This window comes from Bradyrhizobium sp. B097 (assembly GCF_038957035.1).
Taxonomy (GTDB): Bacteria; Pseudomonadota; Alphaproteobacteria; order Rhizobiales; family Xanthobacteraceae; genus Bradyrhizobium.
The window spans coordinates 9,107,916-9,127,709 of record NZ_CP152412.1 but is presented as its reverse complement, the minus strand read 5'-3'; the positions used below and the strand labels follow the sequence as shown (position 1 = coordinate 9,127,709).

13 protein-coding genes are annotated in these 19,794 nt (G+C 67.8%); 2 read left to right on the top strand and 11 right to left on the bottom strand.

Annotated elements, in window-relative coordinates; genetic code table 11:
- Positions 1-53 precede the first annotated feature (53 nt).
- The 3 genes from addA to AAFG07_RS41955 form a co-directional block, all read right to left on the bottom strand.
- Positions 54-3,530, bottom strand: coding sequence for a double-strand break repair helicase AddA (addA, locus tag AAFG07_RS41965; RefSeq protein ID WP_342725376.1), 3,477 nt, complete (start codon positions 3,528-3,530; stop codon positions 54-56).
- On the bottom strand, positions 3,524-6,670 hold the full coding sequence (addB, locus tag AAFG07_RS41960; protein ID WP_342725375.1) for a double-strand break repair protein AddB: 3,147 nt from the start codon (positions 6,668-6,670) through the stop codon (positions 3,524-3,526). The genes addA and addB overlap by 7 nt, the downstream gene beginning before the upstream one ends.
- A gap of 83 nt (positions 6,671-6,753) precedes the next feature.
- Positions 6,754-7,875 carry a LysR family transcriptional regulator gene (locus AAFG07_RS41955; RefSeq protein WP_342725374.1) on the bottom strand — a complete coding sequence of 374 codons (1,122 nt, stop codon included), beginning with the start codon at positions 7,873-7,875 and terminating at the stop codon, positions 6,754-6,756.
- Between AAFG07_RS41955 and AAFG07_RS41950 the strand changes: the two genes are divergently transcribed.
- Together AAFG07_RS41950 and AAFG07_RS41945 are read left to right on the top strand one after the other, a co-directional pair.
- Positions 7,847-8,749: a hypothetical protein gene (locus tag AAFG07_RS41950; RefSeq protein WP_342725373.1), complete on the top strand. Its 903-nt coding sequence runs from the start codon at positions 7,847-7,849 to the stop codon at positions 8,747-8,749. The genes AAFG07_RS41955 and AAFG07_RS41950 overlap by 29 nt on opposite strands.
- Complete coding sequence (locus AAFG07_RS41945; protein WP_342725372.1) at positions 8,746-9,759, top strand: DUF2891 domain-containing protein; 1,014 nt, start codon at positions 8,746-8,748, stop codon at positions 9,757-9,759. The genes AAFG07_RS41950 and AAFG07_RS41945 overlap by 4 nt, the downstream gene beginning before the upstream one ends.
- Before the next feature lie 14 nt (positions 9,760-9,773).
- Here the strand turns inward: AAFG07_RS41945 and AAFG07_RS41940 are convergent, their stop codons facing one another.
- The 8 genes from AAFG07_RS41940 to ubiE all read right to left on the bottom strand — a co-directional run bounded on the left by AAFG07_RS41940 (position 9,774) and on the right by ubiE (position 19,656).
- Positions 9,774-10,496 (bottom strand): nucleotidyltransferase family protein, encoded by a 723-nt coding sequence (locus AAFG07_RS41940; protein ID WP_342725371.1) that lies wholly within the window; start codon positions 10,494-10,496, stop codon positions 9,774-9,776.
- A 116-nt stretch (positions 10,497-10,612) separates the two neighbouring features.
- A complete protein-coding gene (locus AAFG07_RS41935) occupies positions 10,613-10,933 on the bottom strand; it encodes a PilZ domain-containing protein (protein ID WP_092120760.1) in 321 nt (106 codons plus the stop codon).
- Positions 10,934-11,020: 87 nt separating this feature from the next.
- Complete coding sequence (tsaE, locus tag AAFG07_RS41930) at positions 11,021-12,544, bottom strand: tRNA (adenosine(37)-N6)-threonylcarbamoyltransferase complex ATPase subunit type 1 TsaE (protein WP_342725370.1); 1,524 nt, start codon at positions 12,542-12,544, stop codon at positions 11,021-11,023.
- Positions 12,541-15,051: an ATP-binding protein gene (locus tag AAFG07_RS41925; protein WP_342725369.1), complete on the bottom strand. Its 2,511-nt coding sequence runs from the start codon at positions 15,049-15,051 to the stop codon at positions 12,541-12,543. The genes tsaE and AAFG07_RS41925 overlap by 4 nt, the downstream gene beginning before the upstream one ends.
- 328 nt (positions 15,052-15,379) lie before the next feature.
- Positions 15,380-15,838 (bottom strand): dUTP diphosphatase, encoded by a 459-nt coding sequence (gene dut, locus AAFG07_RS41920; protein WP_342725368.1) that lies wholly within the window; start codon positions 15,836-15,838, stop codon positions 15,380-15,382.
- Entirely contained in the window at positions 15,835-17,259 is a 1,425-nt protein-coding gene (gene coaBC, locus AAFG07_RS41915; protein WP_342725367.1) for a bifunctional phosphopantothenoylcysteine decarboxylase/phosphopantothenate--cysteine ligase CoaBC, read from the bottom strand. Before coaBC ends, dut begins: the two co-directional genes overlap by 4 nt.
- Before the next feature lie 64 nt (positions 17,260-17,323).
- Positions 17,324-18,898, bottom strand: a complete 1,575-nt coding sequence (ubiB, locus tag AAFG07_RS41910; protein WP_342725366.1) for a 2-polyprenylphenol 6-hydroxylase — start codon at positions 18,896-18,898, stop codon at positions 17,324-17,326.
- Complete coding sequence (ubiE, locus tag AAFG07_RS41905) at positions 18,895-19,656, bottom strand: bifunctional demethylmenaquinone methyltransferase/2-methoxy-6-polyprenyl-1,4-benzoquinol methylase UbiE (RefSeq protein WP_342725365.1); 762 nt, start codon at positions 19,654-19,656, stop codon at positions 18,895-18,897. The genes ubiB and ubiE overlap by 4 nt, the downstream gene beginning before the upstream one ends.
- Positions 19,657-19,794: the final 138 nt, after the last annotated feature.

The window sequence follows — 19,794 nt, the reverse complement described above, 5'->3', positions numbered from 1 at the left end:
CAAACGTATGAATGCCCCCTTGCCGGGTCAAGCTCGCTCACGCCGACATGAACTTATGCCAGCCCGGCGTCCAGCGCGGGGGCGGATATCTCCATGATTTCAGGTGTTTCGGTCCAAAGCAGCGCCGCCCGGACGGGCAGCTGGGGATAAAGCTTCGCCAGCACGGCCCGGTACAGCGCGAGCTGCCGGACATAGCCCCTGGGAGCGTCGGCGGCGGTCTTCGGCGGAGCATGGTTGGTCTTGAAATCGACGATCAGGACGTCGTTTGGCGTCACTACCAGCCGGTCGATCTGGCCTGAGACCAACGTCTTCGGCTGGCCCGGCCGCTCCAGCCGTCCGACGATCGAGACCTCCGCGCGGCTGCCGGGTGCGAACACCGCGGCGAAACGCGGATCGGCAATCAAGTCCAGCACCTGGTCGGCGAGCGCGGCTTGCTCCTCGTCGCTCCAGCCGTCGGCATTGCGCGCGAGGTAGCCAAGCGCGGCGGTGCGCCGCCGCTCAGCGGCAATTTCGGGCAGCGATTGCAGCAGGCGATGCACCAGCGTGCCGCGCTGCAGGGCGCGGGCGCGCAGCAGCATCGATTCGCCGGTTCGTATCGGGTGGCTGTCGCCGTCGGCCGGATCGGACGGGCGCAGCACGCCCGCGGCGGAAGCTTCAGGTGCGGCCGCGGTCCGCAGCCAGGACGGCAGCGCGATCGGCGCTGCGGCCGTCGATGCAGCCGCGCCGGTGAGATCGGCGACGTCGTCCGGCCGCGAATAGCGCATCACCTTGCCGGCCGGCGTCTCGAGCTCTTCGAGCTTGAGCCCGGCATTCGCGAGCCCCCTGGTGATCAGGTCGTACCAGGAGGATTTCCTCACCGTGTTCATGTTGCCGGGCATGCAGCCGCCAACGATCAGCCGGTCGGCCGCACGGGTCATCGCGACATAGAGCAGGCGGCGATATTCGTCCTCGGTGTCGCCGAGCATCGCCTTGCGCGCGTCGGCGACATTGGGGGGATCCTCGGCCTTCTTGCCGGCCCACACCACGACGCCGGGCGCGTTCGGCGCGGCGTTGCCCTGCGGCAGATGGATCAGCCGCAGCCGCTGCGTGTCCGACGGCGAGGTCGTGGTGTCGACCAGGAACACCACCGACGCTTCGAGGCCCTTGGCGCCGTGCACGGTCATGACGCGAACCTCGTCGCGCGAAATTTCCATGTCGCGCTTTACCTCGGTGTCGGCGGCGCGCAGCCAGGCGACAAAACCTTGCAGCGAGGCCGGCGCCTTGCGCTCATAGCCCAGCGCGAGCTCGAGGAATTCGTCGAGCGCGTCGTTGGCCTCGTGACCGAGCCGGCGCAGGATTCGGGCGCGCCCGCCGTCGCCGCCAAGCAGCCAGGCGTAGAACGCGAACGGCGTCTCCTGGGTGAAGCGGCGCTCGCATTGCTCGAGGCGGTGCAGCGCGGCCGCGAACCGCTCATCGGTCGGCGCCTGTGCGGCCAGCGCCTCGCGCAGCGAGCCGCGGCGCTGGTACGCCAATTTGAACAGGTCGTCGTCATCGAGGCCGAACAGCGGGCTCTTCAGCGCCACCGCGAGCGCAAGGTCGTCCTGCGGCAGCAGCAGCGCGTCGGCGAGGTTCATCAGGTCGATGATCGCGATGTGCTCGGTCAGCTTCAGCCGGTCGGCGCCGGCGACCGGGATGTTGGCGTGCTTCAGCGCCTGGATCACCGCGTCGAAGGCGTTGCCGCGCCGCCGCACCAGGATCAGCATATCGCCGTAACGCAGCGGCCGCCGACCGCCTTCGCTGCCGGTCATGGTGCCGCTGGTGACGAGCCGCTTGATCTCGGCCTGGATGCGCCGTGCGAGCTTCACCTCCGGGCTCGTCACCGAGACGCCGTCGAACGGCGCGCGCCAGCCTTCGATATCCTGGCGGTCGTCGGCGACGGCGAGATCCCAGAGCTCGATCAGGCTGGGGCCGGCGTCGGCCATCGCATTGTGGATCGGGTAGCCGTTCTCGACCGCATGGATGCTGCGGAAGATCTCCTGCTCGCGGAACACGTGGTCGACCGAATGCAGGATCACCGGCCCCGAGCGAAACGAATAGGTGAACGACACCGGATCGAATTTCAGCCCGGCCTCCTCGAACCGCCGCTTCAGCTCGCGCCGGCGCAGGTCGAATTCGCGGGGTGCGGCGCCCTGGAACGAGAAGATCGACTGCTTCTCGTCGCCGACCGCGAACACGGTACGCACGAGACCGTCGCGCGCGCCGGCGCCGGAGGTGAACTCCGAGATGATGTGGGCGACGATGTCCCATTGCCGGGGGCTCGTGTCCTGTGCCTCGTCGATCAGCACGTGATCGACGCCGCGGTCGAGCTTGTAATGCACCCAGCCTGAGGAGACGCGGTCGAGCATCGCCAGCGTCTTGTCGATCAGATCGTCATAGTCGAGCAGGCCGCGCTCCAGCTTCTCGCGCCGGTAGTGCGCGGCCGCGGCGGTCGCGATGTGGATCAATGCCTCGGTACGGTCGCGCGCGACCACGGCGCGGCGGCGCTCGATCAACGGACCGAGCCGGTCGACCTCCGCCTCGAACCTGTGGCCTGCGATGGAATTCTTCTTGATGAAGTTGTTGGTGACGACAGAGGCGCGAGGCGCGCGGTCATCGGTCAGGAAGACGCCGAGATATTCGTCGACCTGGGCCGCGCCGGTAAAGGTCAGCGCGCTCCGCAGCCGCTCGGCCTGCCTCTGATCCGCCTTGCTGCTGGTGTCGAGCAGCGTCGCCAGCTTCTTCCAGCTCGACCTCGGCAGGTTAGGCCCGTCGACGATCTCGCGCTCGACATCCTCGATACGAATATCGGCGGAGACGCCGAGCGCGGCAGACATCTGCGCGGCGGCGGCCGCGGCGTTGCCGGCGGCATCGGTCCAGGCCATGAAATGGTCGCGGCTCAGACAAGCCTCGCGAACCACCTCCTTGAAAGTGACGTCGGCGGCGTTGGCCATCGCCGTCCGCAGCGCGCGGCCGATCGGACTGTCGGGAATCCGCGAGGCCTCGAGGAACACCGCGAGGTTGGCACGCTCCATCATCTCGTTCTGGTCGCGGTCGTCCAGCACGGCGAAGCGCGCCGGCACGTTGGCCTCGAACGGGAACTGTTGCAGCAGGCGGGTACACAGCGCGTGGATGGTCTGCACCTTCAAGCCGCCGGGCGTCTCCAGCGCGCAGGCAAACAGTTTTCGTGCCTCGCGCCGCAGGGTGGCGCTGGGATGTGCGATGCCGGCCTCGCGGATCGCGGTATCGAGCGCGGTGTCGTCGAGCGTCACCCAATGGCCGAGCGTCGTGAACACGCGTTCGGCCATGTTGGCCGCGGCGGCCTTGGTGAAGGTGATGCAGAGGATCTTTTCCGGCGGCACGCCTGACAGCAGCAGGCGGATCACGCGCTGCACCAGCACGTGGGTCTTGCCCGAGCCGGCATTGGCCGACACGAAGGTCGACGCCTTCGGATCGGATGCACGCGCCTGCGCGTCGCGTACCGCCGGCGGGATGGGGCGCGGCGCTTTCACCATTCCTCGATCCCCAAACCGCCGGCCGCGGACCATTCCTTGATCCGCGCGAGGTCGTCATAGGCGCCGTAACGGTTCGCCCACATCGAGAGGTTCAGCGAGGTGTAGGCCTGCTGCTCGTCGTCGAACGCGCGGATCAAGGCCTCCAGCTTGCGCCGCGCGCTGTCGGCGGCCTCATCGGGCGGCTGCGGCGTGTCGTTGGTCTTGATCTTGAGCTCCAGCGAGCGCTGCTCGCCCGGCGGGTTGTTGCCGCTCAGCCTGACATAGACGAGGTCGCCGACCGAGGAATCCGCCGGAATGTCGGCAAAGCCGCCCTCGCGCAGGATTGCGGCTTCCAGCGTGAGCTGCGGCGACAGGCCCATGCGCACCTGCTTGCCGGTCGGCGGCTGGCCGGTCTTGTAGTCGAGGATCGCAAAGCTGCCGTCGTCGCGCCGCTCGATGCGGTCGGCGCGCGCGGAGAGCGTGAATGTCCTCGTAGCGTCGAGCGGAATGCCGATCTCGCCGCGGATCTCGGCCTTGATCGCGTCGATACTGCCGCGCCGCGCCTGCTCCCATTCGGCAAACCACGCGGCGATGCGCTGGAAGCGCGGCCACCACAGCGCGCGCGCTTCGGGCCGCTCCATCAGTGGCGCAAAATGCTTGGCCCCGATGTCGCGCAGCGCGCTCGTGATGTCGTCAGGCAGCGCGTCGGCATAAACCTGTGTGAACTCGCCGAGCGATTCGTGGATTGCGGAGCCGCGATCGGCCGCCGACAGCGGCATGTCGACCGGGTCGAGCGGATCGAGCCTCAGGATGTAGCGCGCGTAGATCGTATAGGGATCGCGCAGCCAGTCCTCGATCGCGGTGACCGACATTTTCAGCGGCCGCGCCTCGCGCGGCGGCCGCGGCTCCGGCTGCGGGATCGGCTCGACGGTGTCGGGCCGGTCGAGCTCGGCGGCATATTGCACGTAAGTTTCGCCGGCCGTTGTCGCCACCTTCCAGCGCGCTTCGCCCGCAACCGCTTCGAGCCGGTGCAGGAAGCGCGAGGCGACCGCCGGCGCACCGCCGACCTTGGCCGCATGGGTGAGGATCACCTCGTCATGGCCGAGCAGCTGCGCAAAGTCATGCGCGGAAAGGCCGATGCGGCGTTCGGGGAGATCGAGCCCGAGCTCGTGCCGCATCGGCCGGCTCAGCCACGGATCGATCCGCGGCGCCGGCGGCCAGACGCCCTCGACCAGACCGCCGAGGATGACGCGATCCGACTCGGTCAGACGCGCCTCGAGCTGGCCGAAGATGTTGAGCTGCGCGCGCGCCGATTCCGGCCGCCGCACCATGCGGTCGGCGAACGCGGTCTGGAACACCTCGGGATAATCGGCGAGCGGCGTCATCAGCCCGCTCGGCTCCTGCTTGGCGAGCAGCTCGTCGAAGGCGGACGCGAGCGACGCGCCGGCGCGTTCTTCGAACACGATTGCGACGCCGTTCTGGTCGGCCGACAGCGCGATCAGCGCCTCCCGATGACGCGCGGCCAGTTCGGCGAAATCATAGGGCTTTGACGACGCCATGCCTTCCAGCGGCGCCAGCGCCGTCTGCAACCTGGCGATCAGGTCCTGGGCCTGGTCGAGCTCGTTGTCGCGCAGCCGGGCGCGCGGCTCCATCGCGTGCAGCGACGAGGTCTCGCCGCCGTGCAGCTTGACGAGCTCGGCGCGGAAGCGCGCGAAGTCGCGCGCGAGGCCGCCAGTCGCAGCTTGCGGCCGCGTGCCGCGGAGCAGCGCGATCTCGAGCACCTCGATCGCGCGCTTCAGCGCGCGATGGGCGCCGCCGAGCCGGAACAGCGGATGCTTGAGCAGCGCGAGCAATGTTGGTGGCTCCAGCCCTTTGGCCGCGGCCTCCGCGGTGAGGCGGGCGAACACGCCGGGCGGGGTTTCCATCAGCGCATCGCCGCCGGAATCGTCGAACTCCAGCTTCCAGCGCGTCAGCGAGGCCATCACGCGGCGTGCCAGCGCGCGATCCGGCGTCACCAGCGCGGCCGATTTGCCGAGATGCCGCGCCTCGCGCATGGCGACCGCGATCGCCAGCGCTTCCATCTCCGGATTGGGCGCCTCGACCACGGTGAGATTGGTCATTCCCGCGGAAATCCGCGCCACGATCTCGGGCCGCTCCAGCCGGTCGTGCCATTGCGCGGTTGCGGTCGACGGGCGCATCGTCTCCGACACCAGCACCTCGCGGCCGAGCGGCGCAGGTTCAGCAAGGCTCTCGACGTCGCGGCGCTTGATGCCGAAGCGGTCGAGCAGCGCGTGCATCGCGAATTGCGGGTGGTTCGAAGAGGGCGGCGTGGTGAACCTGCCGTCGTCGCCGCGTTCGCCGCCGATCGTGTCCCAGGAATCTTCGGCGAGATCGGTGTCGAGCCCGGGCAGCACCACGGCGCCGTTCGGAAGCTTCGCCACCACGTGGAGGAATTTTGCGGTGGCCGGCATCGAGCCGGTCGAACCGGCCGCGATCACCGGGCCGGCATGATGCGCGGTCAGTCGCGCCGCCTCCGCCTCGATCAGCTGATCGCGGCGCGCCGCGGGCTCGATCCGGCCGATCTCCTTGAGGTAGTTCGGCCACGCGTCGCGCGCGATACGCAGGAAGTCGAGCGAGTGCTGCCAGTATTTGTCGAGCTGGTCCGGCACCAGGCGGTCGAGCGCGCGCCAGTCGACGCCGCGCGTCACCATGTCGTCCATCAGCCGCGCCAGGTCGCCGGCGAGTTGCAGCGTCGAGGCCGGGCCGCCGACCACCAGCGGCGCCGACACCGGCGTCTTCGCCCAGGCGGCGACCAGATGCGCCAGCGTCAACCGGCGCTCGAGCTCGCCGAGTCTCGGCGGAATTTCCAGCGGCGCGGCGCCGCCGACGTCGTCGCCCTGGTCGGCGAAAGCGAGCTCGTCCTCATCGATTTCGCCGAGCGCAACGATGCGCGGCAGCACCGCGGCGTCGGAATCGAGCACATCGAGGAAGATTTCGCGCGCCAGCCGGCCGGCGCGGCGGGTCGGCAGATAGAGCGTGGCGCCGGCGAGCTTTGCCGGATCGCTCTTCGCCTCGAATCCCGGGACCAGCCGGCCATCGACCAGCGCCGAAATGACGGTGCGCAGGAACGGCGCAGAGACGGGAACGCTGAAAACGCGCATGGGCTGCCTGGTTCGAATCAGGCGCCAATATAGGGAGCGGCGGCCGTCGTTAGCCACCCCTGCGGGTCAGCCATCACCGCTGATTATCGCAGCCGGCCGGCGCAGCGATCGACGGCATCCAGGAACCAGCGCAGCGCCGGATCTTCAGCCGCGCGGACTGTATGGATCAGGTCGATCGCGAAGGCAGGGATGTCGATCGGCGGCATCACGACGGCAATGTCGGCGAGATGCGTGAAGCGGCGGGCGACGCGCTCGGCCATCGTGGCGATCAGATCGGTGCCGGCCACGGCGAAGGGAACGGCCACCACATGCGCCAGCGTTACGGCCACCCGTCGCTTCAGCCGATGGCGCGCCAGCAGCGCGTCGATCACGCTCGGCAGGCCATCGCCGCCGGCCGCGGAAAACAGCGCGTGCGGCAGGGTCGCATAATCTTCCAGGCTGAGCGCCTCCGATCGGCTCGCGCGCGCGCCATCGCGGATGCAGACGAAACGTTCCTCGAACAGCCGGTGCCGGACGCAGCGTGGCGAGTCCGGCAGATGGCCGCCGATCAGCGCATCGAGCTCGGCGCGCTCGAGCTTTGCCAGGGCCGCCGTCGCATCGGTGAGCGGGCGCACGGCAAGGTCGATGCCCGGGGCTTCCAAGCGCAACAGGCGGCTCAGTTCCGGGACCAGAACGAGGTCGCCGTAGTCGGTCGCCGCGATGGTGAAGCGCCTTCGCGCGGTGGCCGGATCGAAGCCCGGATCGGGCGCCAGCGCGCCCCTGATTTGCCGCAGCGCCTCTCCGATCGGTCCTGCCAGTGCCAGCGCTTTTTCGGTCGGCTGCATGCCCGCGCCGGCGCGCAGGAACAGTTCGTCCGCAAACAGCGCGCGCAGCCTGCGCAATGCGCTGCTCATCGACGGCTGGGCGAGGCCAATGCGCTCGGCCGCGCGGGTGACGTGGCGCTCCTCCATCAGCGCTTCGAAAGCGACCAGCAGGTTGAGATCGACGGCGGCTAAATTCATCACCGCAATAATGCTTATAAGAATAATCGATTTCAACAATGATTTGCCCGCGCCTACGGTCATCACCGACTCGACGACGAGGCGGAAAGACTTGAGACGTGCAGACTTGAGACGTGCAGACTTGAGACGTTCAGACTTGAGACGTTCAGGCTTGGGACGATCAGTCGCGAAGCTGATGCCGCGCGGGCCGACCTTGCTGATCATCGGCGTCCTGGCCGGGCTGGCTTTCCCGCCCCTCGCGGACGGCGCGCGCCCGCTGATGGCGGCGGCGATCTTTGTTCTGGTTCTCGGGACCTTTCTCCAGGTCGACGGTGCGGCGTTCCGGCGTGCGCTGGGGCGTCCGCTGGTGTCGCTGCTGTTGCCGGCGCTGGCGATGCTGGCCTGTCCGCTTGCGGTCGGCTTCGCGGCGCGCAGCGCCGGATTTCGGCCCGAGCTGATCGTTGCGCTGGTGCTGTCGGTGTGCGCGCCGCCATCGACCGGCACGGCGGCGGTCGCACGCATGCTCGGCTTCGACGCGACCATTCCGCTCGCCGTGACGCTGCTGTCGATGGCGCTGGCCCCGATCACGGTTCCGCTGATCGCGGCGGGATTTGCCGGCCTCGCGCTCGATCCGCTGGCGCTCGCCGCGCGGCTCGCGCTGTTGGTTGTCGGCGCCGGCGCGCTGGCGTTGCTGCTACGCCGTCAGGCCGCTGCACAATTGGCGCGGCATTCGCACATCATCGACGCGCTTGTGCTCGCCTCGCTGCTCGTGTTCGCGATTTCCACCATGGCGGGGGTGCGTGCACAGATCGCAGCGCAGCCGGCCACCGCGCTGACTTTGGTGGGCCTTGCCTTCGCCTGCAATCTCGCGCTGCAAGCGCTCGGCGCGCTGCTCACGCCGGGTCCGTTGGCCGAGCGATTGACCACGGGCCTCATTCTGAGCAACCGCAACGTCGGACTGGTCTGGTCGGCGATGGGCGCGGCGGTGTCGCCGATGACGGCGCTGTTCTTCGCCGCCACACAGTTTCCGATCTATATGATGCCGCGCCTGATCGAGATGCTGGTTCGGCGCGAGCGAAAGGAGAAAGCCCCATCATGAGCGCGACGATCCTGACCGAAGACCTCGCCGTCCGTTTCGCCCGCATCGCGCTCGGCCATGTCACACGCAAGTATCCGAACAAGCCGGATCATGTGCTGGCAGGGCCGCAGGACGCGCGGACGCCGCGTGAGCTGCATCCGGTGTTCTTCGGCAGCTATGACTGGCACTCCTGCGTCCATAGCTACTGGATGCTCGCCCGGCTACTGCGCCGCTATCCGGCATCCGAAGCGGCGGACGATATCCGCGCTTTGTTCGACGCACAGTTTGTCACGGAGAAGATCGCGGCCGAATGCGCCTATCTCGCGGCGCCGACGGCGCGCGGCTTCAAGCGGCCCTACGGCTGGGGTTGGCTGTTGAAGCTAGCGGCGGAGCTCGCGCGTCTGGACGAAACGCGATGGCGCGGGTTGATTGCTCCGCTGGCCCAAATCTTCGCGCAACGCTTTCGCGATTTCCTGCCGCTCGCCACCTATCCGGTGCGGGTCGGCACGCATTTCAACACCGCGTTCGGGCTTCGCATGGCCGCCGACTATGCCGCGGTGACGCAGGACGATGCGCTCAGTGCGCTGCTCCGCGAGACCGCGCTGCGCTGGTACGGCGCCGATCAGGATTGTCCCGCCTGGGGCGAGCCGAGCGGCGATGATTTCCAGTCGTCGGCGCTGATCGAAGCCGAATGCATGCGCCGGCTGCTGGCGCCGGGCGACTTCCTGCCCTGGTTCGACCGCTTCCTGCCGCGGCTTGCGCAACGCGAGCCCGCAACCCTGTTCCGGCCTGCAACAGTCACCGATCGGTCGGATGGCAAGCTTGCGCATCTCGACGGGCTCAATCTCAGCCGGGCATGGTGCTGGCGCGCGCTGGCCGTCGCGTTGCCGGAGGGCGATGCGCGGCGCCCGATCCTGCTGGATGCTGCGCGAGGCCATCTCGACGCCGGCCTGCCGCATATCGCCGGCGACTATATGGGCGAGCACTGGCTCGCGAGTTTTGCGGTGCTCGCCATCGACGCCGAAGGCTGACAGCGGCGAGCGGCTTACGCGACGCTTTCCAGGAAGGCTTCTTCCGCGGCCTGGATCGCGTCGGGGGTCCCGACATGCATCCAGACGCCGTCGAGGCGCAGGCCGAACAGCCGTTCCTGCTCGTTGGCGCGGTCGAACATCTTGGTCAGCGAGAATTCGCCGGTGGGGGCGTCGGCGAACAGCGCAGGCGACATGATCGCGGCGCCGGCATAGACGAACGGCACCACCTGGTTCTCGCGACGCTTGCGCAGCGCGCCGTCCGGCAACATCGAATAGTCGCCGCGGCCGCTATAGCCGATGCTCGAGGCGGTCGGCGCCATCAGCAGCAGAATATCCATCCGCGCGGGGTCGAAGGTCTCGGCCAGCCGCGCCAGATTGGAGCGCACACCGTCGATCCACATCGTGTCGGCATTGAGATGGAAGAACGGCGTATCGCCGAGCAGCGGCAGCGCCTTCACCACCGCGCCGCCGGTGCCGAGCACCTGGTCGCGCTCGTCGGAGATGATCACATGCGGGCTGCTGCGGGTCTTGACGTGCTCGATGATCTGGTCGGGCAGGTAGTGTACGTTCACGACCGCTTCACTGACGCCGGCGCCGGCGAGCTTGTCGAGCACATGATCGAGCAGTGGCTGGCCGGCGACGCTCACCAGCGGCTTCGGCATCGTGTTAGTCAGGGGGCGCATGCGCACGCCGAGGCCCGCAGCGAGCACCATAGCCTTGTGGGGAGTGACGGGCATTTTCCTGATATTCTCGGTCATCATCTCTCGGCGCCGATCATATCACGGCGATTCGGCAAGCGCATCGATCAGACGCCATAGTCACCGGACATGACGGCCGTAAGACGGCAACGGGCCTAGACGTCGGCAGCCTGCGCGCCGCGTCTGGCAGTTTTCTTCTTCTTGTCGCCTTGTTTGAGGAAGTTGACGCCGATCTGGTCGCCATTGACCCACGCCAGCTCGCAGCGGCGATAGGCCAATCCTGTGGACGACAGCAGCAGAAAGAACTCCTTCAGGTTCAGGCCCTCGACCGAGCCGTCGACGGAGAGCTTGGCGCCCGTCTCCGACACGTCTTCCATGGTGCAGTCGCGCCGCCAGGTGCCGTCAATGCCCATCATGTGCGCGGCTATGCCGCGCTCAAACGTGACACGATCGCCCTTGCGTCGTTCCGTCCCCATCGTGTGGTCCTGCTCCCGATCCGACCGCGCCCTGGATGAAAAGCGGCCTCCGCAACCTTAGGAGACCCAAGGCTAATAACCCGTAAACTACGGTACCGGGGGAGGGACGTTGGCTGTGTACCAGATGCGGAAGGTCGCCAGTGCCGGATGGGCCAACGACCGCTCGAGATAGGTCCAGATCCGCGGCTGGTGCTTGAGATATTGCGGCTTGCCGTCGCGGCGGTTGAGCCGCGCAAAGGTGCCGAGCAGGCGGGTATTCCGCTGCGCCGACATGATCGCATAGAGTTCGGCGAAGCCCGCCGGATCGAAGCTCTCGTCGGTCGCGCGCCGCGCCTTGATGTAGCGGGTCAAGAGCGACAGCTCGAGCTGCTCGGGCACGTCGATCCGCGCATCCTGCAGCAGCGACACCACGTCATAGGCCGCAGGGCCGAGCAGCGCGTCCTGGAAGTCGATGATTCCGACGCGCAGGATGCCGGTGCGCTCGGCAAGCCAGATGATGTTCGGCGAATGGAAGTCGCGGATCACCCAGGTCTGCGGCGCCGCGGCGGGCTTCCGCAGCAGGCCGCGCCACATCCCGAGGAATTCGCTGCGGAGATCCTCGCTTGGCTGCACGCCGCGGTCGGGCAGGTACCATTCCAGCATCAGCCCGATCTCGATCAGCCAGGCGTCGATATCGAACACCGGGATGTCGTAGCTTTCGTCCGATGTCAGCGGCAGCTGCTCCGGCAGCGCCTCGCGATGCAGCGCCGCGAGCATGTCGACGGCGGCCTCGTAACGCTCGGCGATCGGCTGCGGCGGATCGCCCTCGATCACGCCTTCGGCGCCGAGATCCTCAGTGATCAGGAAGCCGGATTCGAGATCGATGTGGCGGATCGCGGGTGCGGAGAAGCCGTGCTTGCGCAGGCCGTTTCCGATGGCGACGAACGGCCTGACGTCTTCGGCGAGATGCACCGCTGCACTGTAGGACCGGCCGTTGTAGATCGCCGGGCCGTCGGGGCGGCGCGGCGAGTTCATCAGGATGACGCTGCCGTCGTCGTTGCGCAGGCGCGCATAGGAGCGCGTCGAGGCATCGCCCGGCATGCGCTCGCGCCGGGCGTTGAGGAAGCCGCCGCGCTCGAGGAACTGGCGCAGCTCGTTGAGCCGCGCAACCTTCGCCGCGCCTTTGCCATGGCCGGTGATCTCGGCTGCGCGGGCCGCCGATCCGAGCGCCGGGCGGTGGCTGAACGCGATGTCGATGCGGTCGGTGGGCATGGCGTCCGGCGCGCGTTCCGGCCATTCGATCAGTGCCACGACGTCGTCGGGCAGTGGCGACAGCCCGATCTCCTCGAGTTCGCTGGCATCGTTGATGCGGTAGAGGTCGGCATGAACCAGCGGAAACGACGGCAGGTCATAAGTCTGCGCCAGCGTGAAGGTCGGGCTCGGCACTTCCAGCGTCTCGTCGGTGGCGAGGTAGCGGATCAGCGCGCGGGCGGCCGCGGTCTTGCCAGCGCCAAGGTCGCCCGACAGCGTGATGACGTCGCCGGCGCCGATCAGGAGCGCGAGGTCGGCCATCAGCTCGGCCGTCGCGGTTTCGTTCGCGAGCGCCACCGCGAATGTCGAGGTCGCCGTCATTCCGCGGCGTTGCGATGTGCGGTCTGGTCGATCGGGAAGTCGCAGGTCACGGTCGTGCCGCGGCCTACGGTCGAATCGACGCGCACCCGTCCGCCATGCAGTTCGACGAAGGAGCGGACCAGTGACAGGCCAAGCCCCGCGCCGCGATGCCGCGAGCCGTGCGAATGGCTCTCGAACCAGTTGAAGACCTTGTCGCGCATCTCGGCCGGAATGCCGGGACCGGCGTCGGTCACCGAAAACACCACGCTGTGCTCGGTGCGGTGCGCGCTGATCGCGACGGTGGCGTCATGCGGCGAGAAGCCGACCGCGTTGGCGAGCAGATTGTAGAGCACCTGGACCACGCGCCGCTCGTCGCCGACGAAGGCGCCGATGTTGGGCTCGATATCGACCTTCAGCGTGATGCGGTCGGTCGCGAGACGGTCCTGGATGCCTTCGGCGGCGGCCTCGATCGCCTGGCCGATATTGACCGGGCCGAGCTCGAGCTTCATCGCGCCGGCATCGATGGTGGCGAGATCGAGAATGTTGTTGGTCAGCGCCAGCAGCGCGTTGGTCGATTTGGTGACGTAGTCGAGATATTCGGCCTGCTTCGGCGTCAGCGGCCCGGTCGAGGGATCGCTGAGGAAATGCGCGAAGCCGATGATGGTGGTGAGCGGCGCGCGCAGCTCGTAGGAGACGTGGTGGACGAAATCCACCTTCATCTGGTCGGCGGCTTCCAGCGCCTCGTTGCGCTCGCGCAGTGCCCGCTCGACATTCTCGGTGTCGGTGATGTCCTGGAAGGCCAGCAAGGTCTTGCCGTCGGGCAGCGGGATGGTCATGCAATTCAGCACGCTGCCGTCCTTGCGCTCGAGCTTGAGCGCGACCTGCGCGCGGTTCTCGATCGCGGTGATCTGCTCGCGCAGCGTCCGCCAGGTCAGCGCGTCGTCGAACAGCGGCCGGCACAGCGCCTCCACCGCCTCGATATGCGGTTCGCCCTGCAGCGCATCGGCCGGCAGCTTCCACATCTTGGCGAACGGCGGGTTGAACAGCTCGGCGCGGCCGTTGCTGCCGAACACCGCGACCGCCTCGCCGAGATTGTCGAGGGTCTCGCGCTGCACCCGCGTCAGGCGGTCGTAGCGGCGCGCGAGGTCGAGGCTCTCGGTGACGTTGTCGAACAGATAGGTGACGCCGCCCTCGAGGTTCGGCGTGGTGACGACGCTGATGGCGCGGCCGTCGGGCAGGAACCAGGTGTAGGTCTCGGATTCGACCGCGCGGTAGGCTTCGTGCAGCTTGGCCTTCCAGGCGCGGAAATCCGGCTGCTCGGGCAGCTTGCGGTTGGCGCGCAGCCGGTCCAGCACGCTGGAATCGTCGGGGTTGCTGTCGAGGAAGGCCTGGTCGAGGCCCCATAGCCGCCGATAGGATTCGTTGTAGAAGGTGAGCCGCCGGTCGGCATCGAACACGGCAACGCCTGAGGACAATTGGTCGAGCGTGCGCCGGTGCGCCTCGACCATCCGTGCGATCGCCGCGCGCAGCGCAGCCGCCTCGCTGGCGTCGATCGCGATGCCGGCGCTGCCGCCGGACAGCTTGAGCGCCTGCACGTCGTAGATCCGCCGCTCGCCGCTGACCACGATCGGCAGCCGTGCGGCATAATTGGCATTGTCGTTCAGCGCGCGAGTCAGTTCGGTGCGCTGGTCGCTTTCGAGCAGTTCGAGGTTGCGCTGCAGCGCGTCCGACACGCTCTTGCCCTCGGTGGCGCGGACATAGGCCGCGTTGGCGTAGCGCAGATTGCCCTCGAGGCTCTTGGCCCAGATCGGCCACGGCGCGGCGGCGGCGAAATCGCGCAGCAGCTCGGTCTCCTCCTGCAGCGTCTTGTAGCGCAGGTTGGATTCGGCGAGTTCGCGACGCAGGCCGCCGAGCTCGCGGATCCGCACGATGGCTTGGCCGCCGATCGCGCGGCCCATCGCCTCGATGGCGCGGCCCGCCGAGGTCGAGAGGTTGAGCAGGAACGCCTCGCCCTTTTCGCGCAGCGCGTCGACCGCATGGTCCATCTGCAGCGCCGGCTCGGGTGGCAGCCAGGTTCCGAAGGCGAGGATGCGTTGCGGCGCGCTTTCCTGCGACATCACCAGCGAGACGTCGCCCGAGATCTGCGGCCGGTTGTCGCCGGCGGCCCAGGAGATCAGGACCTGCGGCTCGACGAACAGCAGCGCGCGCAGCCGGTCCGATTGCGCCTGCAGGTCCGTGATCTCGGACTGCAACTGTTCCTCGTTCCTTGTGGCGCGCAGGCGGGTGCGCATCAAGAGGATCGCGGCGACGGCCGAGAAGCCGACCAGCGCGAACGACGTCGCGAGAACCGCGACCTCCTGATGATTGAAGCCGAAATGATCCGACATCGCCTGGGCCACCAGGCTCTCGGCGGCAAATGAGGTGCGGGCCGGCAGCAATACGGTGATGGCGAGCCCAAGCATGCCGTCGCGCGCCAGTGAGGTGCATGACAGCAGGGTTCGACGCATTGCCGCGACTACGCCCGACATATGTTGCCCCAGAACGCACAAACCTTAAGGCATGATCCGGAAAACAGGAGACCGGTATTCCCCCACGGCAAACGTATAACGTCTGTCCGGGGATCATGCCCAAGCAGGACCCAACAGCCCGACGAAGACCCCCCGTCGCGCTCGAATCAATCCAGAATAGTCCCAACCGGACTCGGCGAGTAAGAGTCCAGACCGTGAACGCAGAATCCGCTGTGAAAAAATGCGGCGGGCGATGTGGATTTTATGCGAATTGACTCCGTATTCGCGCGGAGAGCGCGCGCCGAAGCGTGATCTCCCGGAGACGGCCGCACACTTCTCCGGTCGCGTTCTAGCGTCCGGTCGAGCCGAAGCCGCCGCTGCCGCGATCGGTCGACGACAGCACGCCGACCGGAACCAGCTCGGCCCTTGTGACCGGCGCGATCACCATCTGCGCGATACGTTCGCCGCGCCGGATCGAAAACGCCTCCTGGCCGTGATTGATCAGCAGCACATTGATCTCGCCGCGGTAGTCGGCGTCGATCGTGCCGGGCGAATTCAGCACCGTGACGCCGTATTTGGCGGCGAGGCCGGAGCGCGGCCGCACCTGCGCCTCATAGCCCGGCGGCAGCGCGATCGTCAGTCCGGTCGGAACCATCTCGTAGCGGCCCGGCAGCAGCAGCAGCGGCGCCGACCGCGGCACTGCGGCCAGCAGGTCGAGTCCCGCTGCGTCGGCGGTCTGGTAGATCGGCAGCAGAAGATCTGCGCCGTGCGGCAATTGGTGGATTTCGACCTTGATGGTGGCGCTCACAATGCGGTTCCTACGGCTCTTGCGATGCGCGACACCAGCGCGCTCGCGACTTCTTCCTTGGTCATGACCGGCCAGGAGTCGACGGTGACGTCCTTGCCCTCGCGCGAGAGCAGGTGAACGGTGTTGCGGTCGCCGCCCATCACGCCGGTCGCCGGCGAGACGTCGTTGGCGACGATCCAGTCACAGCCCTTGCGCGCGAACTTCGCCTTGGCGTTCTCGATCAGATGTTCGGTCTCGGCGGCAAAGCCGATCACCAGCGGCGGCCGCTTCTCCTTCAGCTTGGAGATCGTCGCAAGGATGTCGGGGTTCTCGACGAGTTGCAGCGGCGGCATCCCGGCCGCGGTCTTTTTCAGTTTCTGGCTGCCTTCCGTGGCGACCCGCCAGTCGGCGACCGCGGCGGCGAAGATCGCGACGTCGACCGGCAGCGCGGCCTCGACCCGATGCAGCATGTCGCGCGCGGATTCTACCCGCATGACGGAGATGCCCTGGGGATCGCCGAGCTCGACCGGGCCGGTCACCAGCACGACCTCGGCGCCGGCGGCGCGCGCTGCGGCGGCAATGGCAAAGCCCTGCTTGCCGGACGAGCGGTTGGCGATGTAGCGGACCGGGTCGATCGCCTCATGGGTCGGGCCGGCGGTGATCAGCACGCGCTTGCCGGCGAGCGGGCGCGGCTGCGGCGGGCGCAGCATGCGGTCGGCGGCGGCGGCGATCTCGGTCGGCTCGGCCATCCGCCCGACGCCGGCCTCGCCGGCCTCCGCCATTTCCCCCGCATTGGGACCGACGGTGTGGACGCCATCGCGGCGCAGCTGCAACACGTTGCGGCGGGTGGCCGGGTTGTTCCACATCAAGGGGTTCATCGCCGGCGCCAGCAGGATCGGCCGGTTGGCCGCGAGCAGCGTGGCGGTGGCGAGGTCGTCGGCATGGCCCTGCGCCATCTTGGCCATCAGGTCGGCGGTCGCCGGCGCCACCACGATCAGATCGCAGTCCCGCGCCAGGCGGATATGGCCGGCGTCGAACTCGCTCTCGGCGTCGAACAGGTCGGTGTAGACGCGCTCATGCGACAGCGCGCTGGCGGCCAGCGGGGTGACGAACTGCTGGGCCGCCTTGGTCAGCACGCAGCGGACCTGGATGTGCCGCTCCTTGAGCCGCCGGATCAAATCCAGCGCCTTGTAGGCTGCGATCCCGCCACCGATGATCAGGGTCACGCGGGGCTCGCCGGCCGCGCTGGCGACCCGTGGAGCAGGGGCTGCAACTGTCGCGGAACCTGCGCCGGGCGTCTCTGCGGGCGCCGTGCCGCCCTCTGCGAGCTCCCGGAGGATCACCCGGACCTCCTCCTCGACCGAGCGGCCGTTTTTGGCGGAGCGAAGCCGCAGATAGGCCTTCAAGGCGTCGTCGAGTTTGCGGATGGTCAGGCTGGCCATGGCGTGCCCTCGGCATGGTGCTCAAATATGATAGCGATGCTATCACATGGTGCATGCATTGCAATCAATGGGCCCGGATGGCGAAAAAGATTGCGATCAGGGCCGCGGCAATGACCCAGAGGCCGACGGTCTGCACCCGCGCCTTGCGGGCCTCGGCGCGGGCCATTTCGTCGATCGAGTCGGACGACAGCATGTGGCCCTCCCGCGTCATGGTCTCGAGCTGCTCGAGCACGGTCACGGCGCGGCTGGCGATCGACGGCAAATTGGCGATGACGCGGCCGAGCTCGCCCACACCCGATATCGCGCCCTGGATGCGTCCGGCCGGGCCGAGATTGTGCGTGATCCATTCGCGCACCACCGGATCGGCGATCTTCCAGATGTCGAGCTTGGGATCGAAGCCGCGCGCCACGCCCTCGACCACCACCATGGTCTTCTGCAGCAGGATCAGTTCGGGCCGCGTCTGCATGTCGAACAGGCCGGTGACCTCGAGCAGAAGCGTCAACAGCTTCGCCATCGAGATTTCCTCGGCGGTGCGGTTGTGGATCGGCTCGCCGATGGCGCGGATCGCCTGCGCGAAATTCTCCACCGAATGATGGCTCGGCACATAGCCGGCCTCGAAATGCACCTCGGCGACGCGGCGATAGTCGCGGGTGATGAAGCCGAGCAGGATCTCGGCGAGGAAGCGCCGCTCCTTCAGCCCGAGCCGCCCCATGATGCCGAAATCCACGGCAACGAGGCGGCCGGCCTCGTCGAGGAACAGGTTGCCCGGATGCATGTCGGCGTGGAAGAAGCCGTCGCGCAGCGCGTGGCGCAGGAAGCTCTGGATCACCTTGCGGCCGAGGTCCGGCAGGTCGACCTGGGCCTCCGCCAGCCGGGCGTGGTCGTTCAGCGCGATGCCGTCGATCCACTCCATCGTCAGCACGCTGTGGGCGGTGCGATCCCAATCCACCGCCGGCACGCGGAAGTCCGGATCGTCGCGGGTGTTCTCGGCCATCTCGGACAACGCGGCCGCCTCGAGCCGCAGGTCCATCTCCATCGCGACCGAGCGCGACATCGTGTTGATGACCTCGATCAGCCGCAGACGTCGCGCCTCGGCGGAATGCGTCTCGGCCTTGTGCGCGACAAAGAAGAAGTCGCTGAGGTCACGCCGGAAGCGCGCGGCGACATTGGGCCGGAGCACCTTGACCGCAACCTGATGGCGCACGCCATCGCGCTCGACCTCGGCGCGGTGCACCTGCGCGATCGAGGCTGCCGCAACCGCCGGACCCAGATGCACAAAGGCCTGCGACAGCGGCCGTTCCAGCGATTGCGTGAGGACAGCTTCGGCCTCTTCCTGCGCGAATGGCGGCAGCCGGTCCTGCAGGGCTTCGAGATCGCGCGCCATCGCGACGCCAACCACGTCGGGCCGAGTGGCGAGGAATTGCCCGAGCTTGAGATAGGCGGGCCCGAGCCGGGTCAGCGCGCGCGACAGCCGTGGACCTGACTTGGCGGAGCGGCGCTCGATCAGCCGCGCCAGCTTCAGCGCGAGCTGCCCTGGCGGCGGCACCAGCGCGGGATCGACGACGCCGAACACGCCCTCGCGCGCAAACACGAAACCGGCGCGGGCAAGGCGCGAAATGTGGGTCAGTGCAGAGATCACAAACGCCAGCCCGAATGCAGCGCTACGATGCCGCCGGAGAGGCTCTGCCACTTCACGCGCGCAAAGCCGGCGGCGCCGATCATGTCGGCGAACGCGTTCGGCCGCGGGAATTTGCGGATCGACTCGACGAGATATTGATAGGACTCGGCGTCACCGGTGACGGCGCGGCCGAGCGGCGGGATCACCTTGAACGAGAACAGGTCGTAGATCCGGTCGAGGCCGGGCACATCGACGGTAGAGAATTCCAGGCACAGGAAGCGGCTGCCGGGCTTGAGCACCCGGTAGGCCTCGCGCAGCGCGAGGTCGATCTGCGGCACGTTGCGGATGCCGAACGCGATGGTGTAGGCGTCAAACGCGCGGTCGCCGAAACCCAACGCCTCGGCATTGCCCTCGACGAACGACACGCGGTCATCGAGGTGCTGCTTGGCGGCGCGTTCGCGGCCGACGGCGAGCATGTCGGTATTGATGTCGCAGACCGTGGCATGGAAGCCGGTGCCCGCGGTCTTGGCGGCCCGGAACGCGATGTCGCCGGTGCCGCCGGCGACGTCGAGCAGCGCGAACGGCCGGTCGCCCTTCGGCGGGTCGAGCGTCGTGATCATGACGTCCTTCCAGGCCCGGTGCAGGCCTACCGACATCAGATCGTTCATCAGGTCGTAGCGCGACGCCACGCTGTGGAACACCTCGTTCACCAGCGTCTGCTTCTCGCCCAGGGGCACGTCCCTGAAGCCGAAATGGGTGGTTTGATCCGGCCGATCCATCAACTCATACTCTTACTTTTTGGTCGCGTTTTCTTCACGCGAACCGGTGCCCGCTTCGCTCGAAAACGCTCCAGCCGGACCATAGCGCGGCGGCCGCAATGGCGCTATCACGTCACTTCCAAAAGGTGAATGCCTACC